General features: G+C 69.6%; 13 protein-coding genes and 2 tRNA genes. 8 read left to right on the top strand and 7 right to left on the bottom strand.

Features of this window, described 5'->3' with window-relative positions; all coding sequences use genetic code 11:
• From FBY35_RS12060 to FBY35_RS12050, 3 genes are all read left to right on the top strand, one after another.
• The gene (locus FBY35_RS12060; protein WP_142213793.1) at nucleotides 1–1,134 is read left to right on the top strand and encodes an SDR family oxidoreductase; all 1,134 of its coding nucleotides are present in this window, start codon (nucleotides 1–3) and stop codon (nucleotides 1,132–1,134) included.
• Nucleotides 1,135–1,213: 79 nt separating this feature from the next.
• The gene (locus FBY35_RS12055; RefSeq protein WP_142213792.1) at nucleotides 1,214–1,675 is read left to right on the top strand and encodes a molybdenum cofactor biosynthesis protein MoaE; all 462 of its coding nucleotides are present in this window, start codon (nucleotides 1,214–1,216) and stop codon (nucleotides 1,673–1,675) included.
• A 426-nt stretch (nucleotides 1,676–2,101) separates the two neighbouring features.
• Nucleotides 2,102–3,190: a PDZ domain-containing protein gene (locus FBY35_RS12050; protein ID WP_142213791.1), complete on the top strand. Its 1,089-nt coding sequence runs from the start codon at nucleotides 2,102–2,104 to the stop codon at nucleotides 3,188–3,190.
• A gap of 165 nt (nucleotides 3,191–3,355) precedes the next feature.
• Here the strand turns inward: FBY35_RS12050 and FBY35_RS12045 are convergent, their stop codons facing one another.
• Complete coding sequence (locus FBY35_RS12045) at nucleotides 3,356–3,913, bottom strand: PPA1309 family protein (RefSeq protein WP_142213790.1); 558 nt, start codon at nucleotides 3,911–3,913, stop codon at nucleotides 3,356–3,358.
• Nucleotides 3,914–4,049: 136 nt separating this feature from the next.
• Between FBY35_RS12045 and FBY35_RS12040 the strand changes: the two genes are divergently transcribed.
• The 4 genes from FBY35_RS12040 (at nucleotide 4,050) to FBY35_RS12025 (ending at nucleotide 9,562) form a co-directional block, all read left to right on the top strand.
• Complete coding sequence (locus FBY35_RS12040) at nucleotides 4,050–6,959, top strand: UPF0182 family protein (protein WP_186356986.1); 2,910 nt, start codon at nucleotides 4,050–4,052, stop codon at nucleotides 6,957–6,959.
• A gap of 62 nt (nucleotides 6,960–7,021) precedes the next feature.
• A tRNA-Met gene (locus tag FBY35_RS12035) sits at nucleotides 7,022–7,095 on the top strand.
• Nucleotides 7,096–7,298: 203 nt separating this feature from the next.
• Complete coding sequence (locus FBY35_RS12030; protein WP_142213789.1) at nucleotides 7,299–9,389, top strand: SEL1-like repeat protein; 2,091 nt, start codon at nucleotides 7,299–7,301, stop codon at nucleotides 9,387–9,389.
• 99 nt (nucleotides 9,390–9,488) lie between these two features.
• Nucleotides 9,489–9,562: transfer RNA gene (locus FBY35_RS12025), tRNA-Met, on the top strand.
• A gap of 122 nt (nucleotides 9,563–9,684) precedes the next feature.
• Here the strand turns inward: FBY35_RS12025 and FBY35_RS12020 are convergent.
• From FBY35_RS12020 to hisN, 3 genes are all read right to left on the bottom strand, one after another.
• A complete protein-coding gene (locus tag FBY35_RS12020; RefSeq protein WP_142213788.1) occupies nucleotides 9,685–10,101 on the bottom strand; it encodes a Fur family transcriptional regulator in 417 nt (138 codons plus the stop codon).
• 146 nt (nucleotides 10,102–10,247) lie between these two features.
• Complete coding sequence (locus FBY35_RS12015) at nucleotides 10,248–10,649, bottom strand: cyclic nucleotide-binding/CBS domain-containing protein (protein ID WP_142213787.1); 402 nt, start codon at nucleotides 10,647–10,649, stop codon at nucleotides 10,248–10,250.
• A 161-nt stretch (nucleotides 10,650–10,810) separates the two neighbouring features.
• Entirely contained in the window at nucleotides 10,811–11,611 is an 801-nt protein-coding gene (gene hisN / locus FBY35_RS12010; RefSeq protein WP_142213786.1) for a histidinol-phosphatase, read from the bottom strand.
• A 171-nt stretch (nucleotides 11,612–11,782) separates the two neighbouring features.
• On the opposite strand from hisN, the gene FBY35_RS12005 reads away from it, so the two are divergent.
• Nucleotides 11,783–12,484 (top strand): TetR/AcrR family transcriptional regulator, encoded by a 702-nt coding sequence (locus tag FBY35_RS12005; RefSeq protein WP_142213785.1) that lies wholly within the window; start codon nucleotides 11,783–11,785, stop codon nucleotides 12,482–12,484.
• Here the strand turns inward: FBY35_RS12005 and FBY35_RS12000 are convergent.
• From FBY35_RS12000 to aroA, 3 genes are all read right to left on the bottom strand, one after another.
• Nucleotides 12,450–12,773, bottom strand: a complete 324-nt coding sequence (locus FBY35_RS12000) for a multidrug efflux SMR transporter (protein ID WP_142213784.1) — start codon at nucleotides 12,771–12,773, stop codon at nucleotides 12,450–12,452. The genes FBY35_RS12005 and FBY35_RS12000 overlap by 35 nt on opposite strands.
• 91 nt (nucleotides 12,774–12,864) lie before the next feature.
• Nucleotides 12,865–13,878, bottom strand: coding sequence for a ribosome small subunit-dependent GTPase A (gene rsgA / locus FBY35_RS11995; RefSeq protein ID WP_142213783.1), 1,014 nt, complete (start codon nucleotides 13,876–13,878; stop codon nucleotides 12,865–12,867).
• A gap of 6 nt (nucleotides 13,879–13,884) precedes the next feature.
• Nucleotides 13,885–15,201: a 3-phosphoshikimate 1-carboxyvinyltransferase gene (gene aroA / locus FBY35_RS11990; RefSeq protein ID WP_142213782.1), complete on the bottom strand. Its 1,317-nt coding sequence runs from the start codon at nucleotides 15,199–15,201 to the stop codon at nucleotides 13,885–13,887.
• Nucleotides 15,202–15,307: the final 106 nt, after the last annotated feature.

Raw genomic sequence — 15,307 nt, 5'->3', positions numbered from 1 at the left:
GTGAGTTCCCCAGATCCGCAGGTTCGCGCAGCGCGAAACCGCTCAACCCAGACCTCGGCCACGGGCCGCGGGTCCACCGGACATGGCCCCGTCGTCGCGATCACCGGTGCCGCCACGGGCGTCGGTGACCTGCTCACCCGGCGCCTTGCCGGGTCCGACGAGGTCAAGCAGGTCATCGCGATCGACGAGCGCCGGGGCGAGACCTCCGAGGCGCAGTGGCACATTCTCGACGTACGCGACCCGGCCATCGCCGAGAAGCTGCGGGGCGCGGACGTGGTGGTGCACCTGGCGCTCGACCTCGACCTGGAGACCGACCCGGCCGCCCGTACGGCATACAACGTGCGCGGCACACAGACCGTCCTGACCGCCGCCGCGGCGGCAGGCGTCCACCGGGTCGTCCTGTGCACCTCGGCCATGGTCTACGGGGCGCTCGCCGAGAACGACATCCCCCTCTCGGAGGACGCGGAGCTGCGCGCAACCGCCGAGGCCACGGGCGTCGGTGACCTGCTGGAGATCGAACGCCTGGGCCGCCGTGCGCCGCGCGCCCACCCCGGGCTGAACGTCACGGTGGTAAGGCCCGCCGTCCTGGTGGGCGGTACCGACACCGCACTGACCCGCTACTTCGAGTCGCCGCGCCTCCTTGTGGTCGCCGGATCCCGTCCCACCTGGCAGTTCTGCCATGTCGAGGACCTGGTGAGCGCCCTGGAGTATGCCGCGCTGGAGAAGGTCGACGGCGAGCTTGCGGTCGGCTGCGACGGCTGGCTCGAACAGGAGGAGGTCGAGGAGCTCAGCGGCATCCGCCGGATGGAGCTGCCGTCGGCGGTCGCCCTGGGCGCGGCGGCTCGGCTCCACCGGATCGGCCTCACCCCGTCCCCCGCAGGGGACCTGGCGTACACGATGCACCCCTGGGTGGTCAGTGTGAGCCGGCTCCACGACGCGGGCTGGCGTCCCCAGTGGACCAATGAGGAGGTTCTGGCAGCGCTGCTGGAGGAGGTGGAGGGCCGCCACACGGTCGCGGGCCGCCGCCTCGGCCGCAAGGACGCGACCGCCGCCGGCGCCGCGGGTGCGACGGTGGCCCTGCTCGGTACGGCCGCTCTGGTGCGGCGTGCGCGCAAGGCGAGGCGCCGTATGTAGGAGCCTCCAAGGTGGTGCCGCCCCGGCCGGTCGAATGGGCTATTCCGCGATGTCAGTGGCGTACGGCACGATGGACGGCATGGCAAGCACCTACGACCACCCCGGTGAGCAGGCGGCCCAGGACCCCATCCGTCTGCTCGCGATCCGCGACACCCCGCTCTCCGTCGACGAGGTCTTCGCGGCCGTCGGCGACGATGCGGCCGGCGGCATCGCGCTCTTCGTCGGCACCGTGCGCAATCACGACGGCGGCGCGGACGTGGACACGCTGGGGTACTCCTGCCATCCCACGGCGGAGGCCGAGATGCGCCGTATCGCCGAGAAGGTGGCGGCGGATTTTCCTGTGCGGGCGCTTGCAGCGGTCCATCGTGTGGGTGATCTGGCGGTCGGCGATCTGGCGGTCGTCGTCGCCGTTTCGTGCCCGCACCGGGGCGAGGCCTTCGAGGCCTGCCGGAAGCTGATCGACGACCTCAAGCACGAAGTGCCGATCTGGAAGCACCAGAAGTTCTCCGACGGCACGGAGGAGTGGGTCGGCGCCTGCTGAGGCGAGATCGGCTGAAACCCGGAGCGTCACCAAGCCCCTGATTTGCGTAACCGCCACCCTGCCATGAGTGTTGAACTCGCAGACACTAATCTGTTGATCACTCAGTTGCGTATGTTCATGGGGTAAGGGGGTCGCGATGGCGGCACTCGCTTGGCTGCTGATTCCGCTTTTCGCCGCCGTCGGTGCTGCGATATGGGGGAGCTGGGCTTCACGTAACCGGACGTCCGGGGATGTTGCCGAGCTTGCCGGTTATGCGCGCTTTCGCGACGCGATGGAGAGGGCGGGCTCCGGTACCGACGCCGCCTGACGCCGCCCACGCCGCATGAACCGGGGGGACCCTGCCGCTGACCGTACGCAGTTGCCAAGATGCCACGTACGGACCGGCCCCGGCGGTGCACTGACAGACCCGTCCCGTACTGTCGTTCCATGCCACGCCGCACCGCGACGATGCTCGCCTCCACCCTGATTTTTATCGCGCTGCTCTGCGCCGGGGTGTTCATCAAAGTGCCGTATTCGGAGATGTCGCCCGGGCCGACGGTCAACACGCTCGGCGCGGCCGGTGGCGAGCCGGTCCTGCAGATCTCGGGCCGCAAGACGTACCCGACGAGCGGCCATCTCAACATGACGACGGTCAGGGTCACCGGTGCGGACTACAACATGAACCTCGTCGAGGCGGTGTACGGATGGCTGGCCCACGACAACGTGGTGGTGCCGCACGACACGCTCTATCCGGACGGGAAGACCGAAGAACAGTCGACACAGGAGAACGCCGAGGAGTTCACCCAGTCGCAGGAGAGCGCCAAGGTCGCGGCACTTCAGCAGCTGAAGATCCCGGTGAAGTCGAGGGTCGTGGTGTCCACGGTCCTCAAGGGCACGCCGTCGGAGAACCGCCTTCACGCGGGCGATGTGATCCGCGCGGTGGACGGTACGGCGGTGAAGGAGCCGGGCGACGTCGCGAAGCTGGTCGTGAAGCACAAGCCCGGCCAGGACGTGGTCTTCACGATCGTGCCCGCGAAGGAGGCGGCAGCGGCGGAGAAGGCGGGCAAGGAGCCGGACACCACCGAGAAGGTCACCATCACCACGGTGAAGGCGGACAAGGACGACCGGGCGATCGTCGGCATCCAGGCAGGGACCGACCACACGTTCCCGTTCGGCATCGACATCAACCTGGCGGACGTCGGGGGGCCGAGTGCGGGGCTGATGTTCGCCCTCGGGATCGTCGACAAGCTGACGCCGGCGGACCTGACCGGCGGGAAGTTCGTGGCGGGGACCGGGACGATCGACGACAAGGGGAAGGTCGGTCCGATCGGGGGGATCGAGATGAAGCTGGTGGGGGCGCGGAACGCGGGGGCGGAGTACTTCCTGACGCCGAGCGAGAACTGCGCGGCGGCGGCGTCGGACATTCCGGAGGGGCTGACGCTGGTGAAGGTCAACACGATCGCCGATGCGACGAAGTCGTTGGAGAAGATCCGGTCGGGGGACACGGCGGGCTTGGTGGGCTGCGCGGCAGGCTGATCCGGGACTGGGCCCGGCCTCTGGATCGGGCGTAAGCGCCTGTGTTCGACCTGCGCTCGCTTCGCTTCGCGCCGCGCCTGGGCTTGGTGGCCGGTTCCGGGCTGTTCCGGGCCGACGCCGCCGTACCGGACCCCGGGCCCGGTACGGCGGCGTCAGCGGAAGTGGTTACGCCTCGAACGTCGCCGCGAGCGCCTCCGCCAGGCCCGGAATGAGGGCGGAGCCCGTCAGGACCTCGTTCGGGGAGTCCTTTTCGCGCAGGCGCAGCGCCGATTCGCGGGTGCCGTCACGAAGGACCGCGACCGTCATACGGACCTCCTGGCGGTCGGGGTGGGACGAGACCCACTTGGTGAGGGCCTTGTCGTCGAGGCCGGCCGGGACGGAGGACTCCGCCGAGGGCGGGAGCATCTGGCGCTCCACCGTCAGCGCGCAGCCAGCCACCGCGTCCGGCCAGGCGATCGTTGCGAGGAACTCGTCCAGCGGGGTGCCGACCGGAATCTCGTCCTGCTCGATCGGGGTCAGTGGCGCGGCCGCTTCGTCGGCGTTGAGGCCGAGCTGGGCCGCGAGGCCCGGCTCCTGGGAACGCAGTTGTGCGGTGTCGACGAGCGCGAAGAGCCTCGCCGGCTGGTCCCAGCCGAGGCCGGACGCGTACTCGTCGATTTCGAGCACGGCGCGGGTCAGCGGGCTGGCGGCCATCGGGGGGCCGGAAGGAGAAACGTTGGGCATGGCCAATATCCTGCCTCCTTCCGGCCCCGAGACGGGAACTAGGTAAAGCATCAGTAAGTTGCACTAGTGGGCTCTACGATCGCGGGGCCCGTTTCACACGACCGCGAACTTCGAGGTGCGCACGTTGGCTTTCCAGATGCCGGACCGTGGCGGAGGCCCGACCGGGCCACGGATCAGAGTGGGCCGGCCGTCCCGGCGTGTCCGCACCCTGCTCATGACGCTGGGCGTCCTGGCTGTTCTGGCCATGGCTTTCGTCATGTTCGCCGGGTTCTGGACCGACTGGCTCTGGTACCGGTCCGTGCACTACTCCTCCGTCTTCACCACCACCCTGTGGACCAAGGTCGGACTGTTCGCCGTCTTCGGGCTGCTGATGGCCGCAGCGGTCGGCATCAACATCTGGCTCGCTCACCGGCTGCGCCCCCCGCTGAGCGCGATGTCAATGGAGCAGCAGAGCCTCGACCGGTACCGGATGGGCATCGCGCCGTACAAGAAGTGGGTGCTCCTCGGGATCACCACTCTCGTCGGGCTGATCGCCGGAGCCTCCGCCACCGGTCAGTGGCGCACCTGGCTGATGTGGGTCAATGGCGTGTCCTTCGGTCAGAAGGACCCGCAGTTCCAGATGGACGTGTCGTTCTACGCGTTCGATCTGCCCTGGTACCGCTTCCTGCTCGGCTTCGGCTTCGCGGCCGCCGTGCTCTCGCTGATCGGCGCCGCCCTGACGCACTACCTGTACGGCGGGCTGCGCATCACCAGCCCCGGTGCGCGCGCGACCGGCGCTGCCACCGGGCATCTCTCGGTGCTGCTCGGCGTCTTCGTCTCGCTCAAGGCCGTGGCGTACTGGCTCGACCGGTACGGCCTCGCGGTGAAGTCCAGCGACTTCAAGGCCACCGGCAACTGGACGGGACTGCGGTACGTCGACGCCAACGCCTACCTCCCGGCGAAGACCATCCTGTTCTGCATCGCCGTCATCTGCGCTCTCCTGTTCTTCGCGACGCTGTGGCGCCGTACCTGGCAGCTCCCGGTGATCGGCTTCGGGCTGATGGTGCTGTCCGCGATCCTCATCGGCGGCCTCTACCCGGCGATCGTGCAGAAGTTCCAGGTCCAGCCGAACGAACAGGCCAAGGAAAGCCCGTACATCAAGAAGAACATCGAGGCCACGCGGCACGCGTACGGCATCGACAAGGCCGACCCCGAGGACTACGCCGGCAAGGGTGACACCAGGCGGAAGGCCCAGCAGCGCGCCGCCGCTCCTTCGGCCGCGAGTTACCGACTTGTCGACTCGAACGTCGTCTCGCCCGCCTTCCAGCAGCTCCAGCAGGAGCGCAAGTACTACCAGTTCCCCGCGACTCTGGACGTCGACCGGTATCCCGGAACGGACGGCAAGCCGCAGGACACGGTCATCGGGCTGCGCGAGCTCAACATCAAGGGCATCCAGAAGCGCAACTGGATCAACGACCACTTCACCTACACCCATGGCTATGGCGCGATCGCGGCCAAGGGCACGAACACCATCACGGATCCGGACAAGGGCACGGTCGGCTCGCCCGACTTCACCGAGTCCGGAATGCCGACCGGCGGGCAGCTCGGCACCTACGAGCAGCGGATCTACTACGGCGAGAAGACCGAGCAGTACTCCATCGTCGGTGGCCCGCAGAAGGAGCTCGACTACGAGGCGAGTGTCGGGCCCACCAAGTACACGAGTTACAAGGGCAAGAGCGGAGTCAACCTCTCCAACCCGCTCAACCGCGCCGCGTACGCCGTCGCCTTCAGCGAGCCGCAGATCCTGTACTCGGGAGCCGTCGGCGAGGGCTCGCGGATTCTGTACAACCGCACGCCCAAGGAGCGCGTCGAAGCGGTCGCTCCCTGGCTGACCATCGACGGCGACGCCTACCCGGCGGTCGTCGACGGCCGGATCCAGTGGATCGTCGATGCGTACACCACGACCAACGGCTATCCCTACGCCTCGCGTACGACGCTGGGGGACACCACGGCGGACTCACTGACGACCAATCAGCGCGCGGTGGTCGCCCAGCAGAACCAGGTCAACTACATCCGCAACTCGGTGAAGGCCACCGTCGACGCGTACGACGGCACGGTCAACCTGTACCAGTGGGACACCGAGGATCCGGTGCTCAAGACCTGGATGAAGGCGTTCCCGGGCACGGTGAAGGCGAAGGACGAGATCTCGCACTCGCTCAAGGCCCATCTCCGGTACCCGCAGGACATGTTCAAGGTGCAGCGCGAGCTGCTCACCCGGTACCACGTCACCGAGCCCGAGCAGTTCTACAGTGGCTCGGACGCCTGGCAGGTGCCGGACGACCCGACGAACAAGGACACCAGCGCCGTCCCGCCGTACTACCTGAGCCTGAAGATGCCCGGGGACCAGGCGCAGAAGTTCTCGCTGACGACGACGTTCACGCCGGCCGGGCGCCCCAATCTGGGCGCGTTCATGGCGGTCGACGCGGATGCCAACAGCGAAAAGTACGGCACGATAAGACTGTTGAGAGTCACCGAGACCGTACAAGGTCCACAACAGGTCCAGAGTGAGCTCAACGGTGTGCCGGAGGTCGCGACCTTCGTCCGGGACCTCAGAGGCACCGACTCGGACATCGAGTACGGCAACCTGCTCACGGTGCCGCTCGACGGCGGCTTCCTCTACATCGAGCCGGTGTACGCACGCGGCGGCAGCGCGAACTACCCGCTGCTGAAGAAGGTCGCGGTCGCCTACGGCGGAGGCAAGCCGGTCTTCAAGGACAGCCTCCCAGAAGCGCTCGATGCGGCCTTCGCACAGCCAGGCACGGAGCAGCCACCGACGACGACACCGCCGCCGGGCACCAAGCCGCCGGCGACCGGTGACGCGGCGACGAAGGCTGCCATCGCGGACGCCCTGAAGGCGCATCAGGACGCCGAGGCGGCGCTCGCGAAGGACCCGAAGGACTGGGAGGCGTACGGCAGGGCCCAGGAGGCTCTTGACGATGCGCTGCGCAGGCTCTCCGAGGCGCAGTCCAAGCCCAGCCCGACGGCCACCCCGTCCAAGGGCGGCTGACCGAGGCTGAGGGCAGCTGAGCAGGCACCATCCCGCACCGTGGTACGGTTGCAACACAACGACGCGGGGTGGAGCAGCTCGGTAGCTCGCTGGGCTCATAACCCAGAGGTCGCAGGTTCAAATCCTGTCCCCGCTACTGACATGAAAGAGGGCCCGGATCCATTGAGGATCCGGGCCCTCTTCGTGCGTATGTGCTTCTGGTGAGAACTGTGTGCCGCGTGGCGCGAGTTGGGGTTCGGCGTGTTTGACTTATCTCTCTGTGGGCATGTCGACAAAACGCTGAAGTGACCTCACTGGCTGCGGTATACCAGGTGTACGCGGGTTGCGGGTGGTGCGACGATGGATTTTATGGGGGACAGGGCAACTCTGTTGGAGACAGGGCGGTTTGTGCAGCGGCTTACCGCAGACGTGGCGGATGCGATCAGTTCTGCCGAAGCCGCTGACAACGTTGACGGTGCCGGCGGTGGTGGAAGTGCCGACTCGGTGGAGACCGCCGGGGCCGAGGCGCGGCACCGGCGCGCCGCCGAAAGCGGCGACACCGCGTCGATGAGTGTGCTCGGCGCGCTGATGCTGCGCCGCGGCGACCTCGCCGGCGCCGAGCCGTACCTGCGTGCCGCGACCGCCGAGGGCGACCGCGCGGCTGCGAACAACCTGGGTGTCCTGCTCCACCAGCGGGGGTACGCCGACGAGGCGGCCGGATGGTGGCGTATCGCCGCCGTCGCCGGTTCCGCGGCCGCGGCGCATGCGCTGGGGCGCCACTTCCGTGAGCGCGGCGACGAGCCCGCCGCGGAGTACTGGCTGCGCCAGTCCGCCGAGCAGGGGCACGCGCTGGGGGCGTACGCCCTCGCCGACCTGCTGGAGCATCGCAGCGACGTGGGCGCGGAGCGCTGGCTGCGCGCTGCGGCCGAGCAGGGACACCGTGAGGCGGCCTACCGGCTGGCGCGCGCCCTGGAGCGCCGGGCGGCGGAGGAGGCACGCGCGGGCGGGGACGTGGGCCTGGTTCTGGGGCGTACGCAGGACGCTGTGCAGGTGCGGACGCCCCACCTGCGGGCTGGACAAAGCGGTGCGGGCGGCGGGGACGCGGTCCCGGCTGCCGTTTCGGGTGCGCCCGGTGCGCCCGCTGCGTCGGGTGCCGGTGACGGCGCAGGCGGTCCCGCTGCAGGTGCCCGGGCATCCGGTGTCCTCGCGCTCGAAGACGGCGGCGACGGCGGCGAGCTCTCCGCACTCGACGAGGCAGCCCAGTGGTACCGGCAGGCCGCCGCGCGTGGGCACCGGCGGGCCGCGCTGCACCTCGGCGCGATCCTTGAGAAGCGCGGCGAGCTCAAGGAGGCCGGTCGCTGGTACCTCACGTCCGCCAAGGACGGAGAGGCCCGCGCCGCTTGCGCGCTCGGGTTCCTGCTGCGCGACGCCGGTGACGAGGAGAGCGCAGCCGTCTGGTGGCTGCGCGCCGCGCAGGACGGTGACGGCAATGCCGCCAACGCCCTCGGCGCGCTGCACGCCGCCCGCGGTGAGCAGCAGACCGCCGAGCGCTGGTACCGCGCTGCCATGGACGCGGGCGACGTCAACGGCGCCTACAACCTGGGGCTGCTCTGCGCCGCCCAGGACCGCACGCCGCAGGCCGAGCAGTGGTACCGACGCGCCGCCTACGCGGGCCACCGCGAGGCCGCCAACGCGCTCGCCGTACTGCTGCTGCAGGCCGGGGACGCGACCGGCGCCGAGCCCTGGTTCTCCAAGGCCGCGGAGGCGGGAAGCGTCGACGCCGCCTTCAACCTGGGGATCCTCCACGCCGGCCGGGACGACGACCCTACGGCTCTGACCTGGTACGAGCGGGCAGCGGCAGCCGGGCACACCGAGGCCGCCCTCCAGGTCGGTATCGCGCTGCTCAGGGACGGCGACGAGCAGGCCGCGGAGCGTCATCTGCGCTGCGCGGCGGGCGGCGGCAGCGCCGAGGCCGCGTTCCGGCTCGCCACCGTGCTCGACTCCCGTCAGCCGCCGCCGGGCCCGCCCGCTCTCGGCGAGCCGATGGCGGAGAAGAGCGAGTGCGAGGAGTGGTACGAGCGTGCCGCCGAGCAGGGGCACCGGCGTGCCCAGGTGCGGGTCGGGATGCTTGCCGCCGCTCGCGGAGACACGGCCGATGCCGCACGCTGGTATCGGGAGGCCGCCGAGGCGGGCAGCCGCAACGGCGCCTTCAACCTCGGGCTTCTCCTGGCCCGCGAGGGCAATGAGCGCGAGGCGGCCCTGTGGTGGGCCCGTGCGGCCCGCGCGGGGCACGGCCGGGCGGCACTGCGCCTGGCGCTGCTCGCGGCCCGCAGGGGCGAGCTGACCGAGGGACAGCGGTGGTGCGCACGCGCCGTCGAGCTGGGACCCGCCGAGGTGGCGGAGCGTGCGGCGCGGCTACGCGATGTGCTCCACCAGGAGCTCACGGCGTAGCAGCCGATGCGGGCGAATGAAGAGCTGATGCAGAGCGGATGCAGAGACGAATATCGATTTGCGCTGGTCGGCGGGGTGACGTAGTGTTGTGTTCACCGACGCGGGGTGGAGCAGCTCGGTAGCTCGCTGGGCTCATAACCCAGAGGTCGCAGGTTCAAATCCTGTCCCCGCTACTGAAGACGAAGGCCCGGATCCATCAGGATCCGGGCCTTCGTCATGTGCGGAACCGTCGTCATCTGCGGAACTGGTACGCGAAAGGCCCGGCACCGTGCGGTGCCGGGCCTTTCGGCAGGCTCTAGGCCGACGCACAGTTCGGGCACGTGCCCCGGTAGGTCACCTCGACGTCCGAGATCGTGAAGCCGAAGCGCTCCGAGTCCGGGAGGTCCGCCAGCGGATTGCCCGCGGGGTGGACGTCGCGGATCGCTCCGCACTGGGCACAGACCAGGTGCTGGTGCGGGCGGTGCGCGTTCGGGTCGTACCGCTTGGCGCGGCGGTCCGTCGAAACCTCGAGGACCTCTCCGAGGCTGACCAGCTCGCCCAGTGTGTTGTAGACCGTCGCCCGGGAGATCTCGGGCAGCCTCGTCACGGCGCGCGCGTGCACCTCGTCAGCCGTGAGGTGGACATGGTCGCCGTCGAGGACCTCAGCCACGACACGCCGCTGCGCCGTCATGCGCCAGCCGCGTCCGCGAAGTCGTTCCAACAGGTCACTCATAAGGGTCAGCCTAACAGTGGTGCGACCCAGATCCCGAACAGGTGTGACTTTGGATGCTTCCTCGATTTGGACAAAGTCCATCGTGGTACGAGCCCGGTGGGCGAGGGCCGGATTCAGTCGGTCAGTCGTGGGTCCGGCCCTCCGGCCTATCCGGCGAGCGTTGCCGGGTGGCGCCGTGCCGGGGTCCAGCAGCGGATGATGTCGCGTACGGAGACGATGCCGACGGGTCCGTCGTTGTCGAGCACGATCAGATGCCGGAAGCCGCCGTGTGTCATGGCCTCCGCGGCCTCCTCCAGGGTCCATGACGGCGCGGCGAAGACGACGTCGGTGGTGGTGTGGGTGCCGGCGAGCTCCAGATCGGGGTTCTGCCCCGTACCCACCGAGTTCAGGATGTCGCGCTCGGTCAGAATGCCGAGGCCGCCCGCGTCGCCGTCGAGTACGACGGCGGCGCCGACGCGGCGCGCGGCCATCAGGCGGGCTGCCTGGCGGAGTGTGTGTGCGGGTCCGATGGTGAGGACCACCGTGCTCATGGCGTCACGGACGAGCATGGATGGAGCCACCTCCTTGGTGGATCGGTCGTTTCGGGAACCGATTCACAAATTCACAAGTGGGGGGACTCTTAGAGTCGCAGTCCTGGGGCGGGGCAGCAAGGGGGCGTGCAGGGACGGAAAAGGGTGTACATACCCGCCAGTTGAATATCTGGTGACTGTCAGTAGCGCTGGTTGAGATAGCCCAGCAGCTCTTCGTGGAGCACGCCGTTGGACGCGGCGGCGTTGCCACTGTGCGGACCAGGGCGTCCGTCGAGACCGGTGAAGGATCCGCCCGCCTCCTGGACGACGATCGCTGTGGCCGCCATGTCCCAGAGTGACAGTTCCGGCTCGGCGCAGATGTCCACAGAACCCTCGGCGACCATCATGTAGGGCCAGAAGTCGCCATAGCCGCGTGTGCGCCAGCAGGCCCGGGTCAGATCGAGGAAGCCGTCGAGCCGCCCCTGCTCCTCCCAGCCGCTCAGCGAGGAGTACGCGAATGAGGCGTCCTGGATCCGGCCGACCTTGGAGACCCGCAGCCGGGTCGCCGAGCTCAGACTGCGCCCGGTGTACGCGCCACCGCCCTGAGCAGCCCACCAGCGGCGGCCGAGCGCCGGGGCCGACACCACGCCCACGACGGGCTGATAGCCGCCCTCGCCCTGCACCATCAGCGAGATCAGCGTCGCCCAGACCGGCACTCCGCGCACATAGTTCTTGGTGCCGTCGATCGGATCGATCACCCAGCGCCGCGGGCCCGTGCCCTCGATGCCGTACTCCTCGCCGAGGATCGCGTCACGCGGCCGCGCCCGCTGGAGCTGTCCTCGGATCAGCTCCTCCGCCGCCTTGTCGGCCTCGCTCACCGGCGTCATGTCCGGCTTGGTCTCGACCTTCAGGTCCAGAGCCTTGAACCGGTCCATCGTGGCGGCGTCGGCGGCGTCCGCGAGGACATGGGCGAGACGCAGATCGTCGTGGTAATCGGGCATGGTCATCACTCTATCGGGGCTCAAGCGGGCCGTCCGGGGCCCAGTCCCGCCCGGCTTCCGGGCCTGTCCGGCATGGCTATTGACAGCGGATGGCCGCGCGTCAACTCTGAGCGCAGTGCCGCACGGCTGACAGGCGCACGGGCGCAGAGCCGCACGGCCGGGGAGGCGACGATGCCTACAGCGCGCGAGTCCTTGCTGAGCGCCGCCCTCGCGGCGCTCGCCGATCTGCCCTGGTCGGGTGTGCGGATGGTCGATGTCGCCTCCGCCGCCGGAGTCTCGCGGCAGACCCTCTACAACGAGTTCGGCAGCAAGGACGGTCTCGCCCGCGCGCTGGTGCGGCGGGAGGCCGATGCGTATCTCCATGGTGTGGAGCGGCTGCTTGCCGAGCGGACCGGGGCCGCGGACCGGCTGGTCGCCGTCGCCGAGTGGACCGTCGCCGAGGCGCGCGCGAAGCCGCTGCTGCGGGCCCTGCTCACCGCCTGCTGGGGCGAGCGAATGCCCGCGCCGAGGCCGGCCCGCCGGGGTGCCGTGCTGTCCGGGGTGCCCGCCCAGCGGCGCGCCGACGCGGGGCCGCCGTCCCCGGCGGATCTGGTTGCGGCCGTACGGGACCGCTCGGTGGCGGCGCTGGAACAAGGGCTGCCCGACGGGCGGACGAAGGAGGAGCCGGCGGACGTGGCACGCCGCTGCGAGCTCGCCGCACGGCTCGCGCTCTCCTATGTGGTCGCACCCATCGGCGAAGCCGTCGGACAGTTGGTGCGGACGGCTGTCGGCGGACCAGAGGGTGATTCGGGCGGTAATTCGGGCGGTGATTCAGCCGGTGGGTCGGTCGCCGGGCCCGTCAGTGCGTCGAACCCGACAGCTGGAGACCGATGACGCCGACGATCACCAGCGTGATCGAGACGATCTTGAGAGTGGACACCAGGTCGCCAAGGAAGATCATTCCGTAGATCGCGGTGCCCGCCGCGCCGATGCCCGTCCACACCGCGTACGCGGGACCCACGTCGAGCTTCCTCAGGGCGAGTGTCAGCAGACCGAAGCTGCCCAGGGCGAAGGCGGCGAACGCGATGGTCGGCCACAGCCTGGTGAACCCGTGCGAGAGCTTGAGGCAGACCGCGAACCCCGTCTCCAGGATTCCGGCTACCACCACCAGCAGCCACGCCATGCTGTGCCTCCCGCATCAGTCGGTGACTGCTTCGTCGGACTTGGTGCGATTATGCACTTACCAACTGCAGTGGACCGCAAACGTGCGCGAGTCAGTCCCCCTCGCGTCGTTCCCTCGTGGCCAGCAGGCGCCGCAGCGAATAGAGCCGCGCGGGATCCGCGTGACCCTCGGCCACCCACTCGTCGAGGGCGCAGTCCGGCTCGTCGTGACTGCATGCCCGCGGACAGCCCTCCGTACCCGGCACGAGATCGGGAAACGCGAGGATCACGCGGGACGGATCGACATGGTGCAGACCGAATGAGCGCACGCCCGGGGTGTCGATCACCCAGCCGCCCTCCTTGCCCGAGAGCGGAAGGGCCAGCGCCGATGTGGTGGTGTGCCGGCCGCGGCCGGTGACCGCGTTGACAACGCCCGTGCTGCGTCGACGGTCCTTCGGGACAAGGGCGTTGACCAGAGTCGTCTTGCCGACGCCGGAGTGCCCGACGAACACCGTGGTCCTTCCCCGGAGGTGCTCGTAGACCCGGTCGGCCGCGGCGCCGTCCACGAACTCGTCGCGCGTGGTGACGATATGGGGGACGCCCAGCGCTCCGTACTTCTCCAGCAGTTCGTCGGGCGAGGCCAGATCCGACTTGGTCAGTACGAGAAGCGGGGTGAGCCCGCCGTCGTACGCCGCGACGATGCAGCGGTCGATCAGCCGCGGGCGCGGTTCCGGATCGGCCAGCGCCGTCACGATCGCCAACTGGTCGGCGTTGGCGACCACCACGCGCTCGTACGGATCGTCGTCGTCGGCGGTCCTGCGCAGCACCGACTTGCGCTCCTCGATGCGCACGATGCGCGCGAGGGTGTCCTTCTCGCCGGACAGATCGCCGACGATGCCGACACGGTCGCCCACCACGGCGGCCTTGCGGCCCAGTTCGCGGGCCTTCATGGCGATCACCACGCGGTCCTCGACGAGGCAGGTGAGCCGACCCCGGTCGACCGTCAGGATCATGCCCTCGACGGCGTCCTCGTGCTTGGGGCGGATATTGGAACGGGGCCGGTTGCCCTTGCGGTTGGGGCGCGACCGGATGTCGTCCTCGTCGGTGTGCTTGCCGTAGCGGCGCATCGGTCGTCAGGCCCCGAGCATTCCGGCCCACATCCGCGGGAAGTCGGGCAGGGTCTTGCCGGTCGTCGCCACGTTCTCGATCTGTACGCCCTCGACGGCGAGGCCGATGACGGAGCCCGCCGTGGCCATGCGGTGGTCGTCGTACGTGTGGAAGACGCCGCCGTGCAGCGGACGCGGGCGGATGTGCAGCCCGTCCTCGGTCTCGGTGACATCGCCGCCGAGTTCGTTGATCTCCTTGGTCAGGGCCGCGAGGCGGTCCGTCTCGTGGAGGCGCAGATGTGCCACGCCGCGCAGTGTGGAGGGGGAGTCGGCGAGCGCCGCGACCGCCGCGATGCCCGGGGTCAGTTCGCCGACCTCGCCGAGATCGACGTCGATGCCGTGGATACGGCCCGTGCCGGTGAACGTCAGACCCGACTCGGTCAGCTCGCAGGAACCGCCCATCTCGGTGAAGATCCCGCGCAGCGCGTCACCGGGCTGTGTGGTGCGCTCGGGCCAGTCGGGGATGGTGACCCGGCCGCCGGTGATCAGCGCGGCGGCGAGGAACGGCTGGGCGTTGGACAGATCCGGCTCGACCGTCAGATCGCGGCCGAGCAGGGCGGAGGGCGAGACCCGCCAGACATTGGGCTCGCCGCCGGTCTCGGGCTCGTCGACCTGGGCGCCGACCGCGCGGAGCATGTCGACGGTCATCCGGATGTGCGGCATGGACGGGAGGGTGCCGCCGATGTGGCGTACCTCCACGCCCTGGTTGAAGCGCGGTGCGGACAGCAGAAGGGCACTGACGAACTGCGAGGACGAGGAGGCGTCGATCTCCACCGGACCGCCGTCCAGCGCGCCGCTGCCGAACACGGTCATCGGGAGCGAGCCGCGGCCGTCGTCGTCGATACGGGCACCGAGGACGCGCAGCGCGTCGATCACGCCGTGCAGCGGGCGTTCGTAGGAACGGGGGTCACCGTCGAAGCGGACCACGCCGTCGGCCAGCGCGGCGACGGGGGGAAGGAAGCGCATCACCGTACCGGCGTTGCCGACGTCGACCGTGGCAGGGCCGTGCAGACCGGCGGGGATCACCCGCCATGTCTCGCCCTCGCCGTCGGGGCCGACGCCTTCCTCGATGCCGACACCCAGCGCGCGCAAGGCCTCGGCCATCAGAAAACTGTCCCGGGAGCGCAGCGGGCGGCGCAGCCAGCCGGGTTCGGCGGCCAGGGCCGCCAGCACCAGGGCCCGGTTGGTGACCGATTTGGACCCGGGCACGGTCACCGTCGCTTCGACGGCTCCGGTCGCGTAGGGGGCGGGCCAGAGGGCGGGGTGCACGGAGCTTTCGGTCATGGCCATCACTTTAGTGGTTCCGCGAAGACCAGGATCTTGATCAAAAGTGGCGAAATCGGGGCGTAACCGGGGAGTGATAGTGGGCTTGGCCGGTCAGGTTTCCGGG

It is taken from the genome of Streptomyces sp. SLBN-118 (genome assembly GCF_006715635.1).
In the GTDB taxonomy this organism is placed as follows: domain Bacteria; phylum Actinomycetota; class Actinomycetes; order Streptomycetales; family Streptomycetaceae; genus Streptomyces.
The sequence above is the reverse complement of the archived record's forward strand: the minus strand, read 5'-3'. Positions and strand labels throughout refer to the sequence as shown.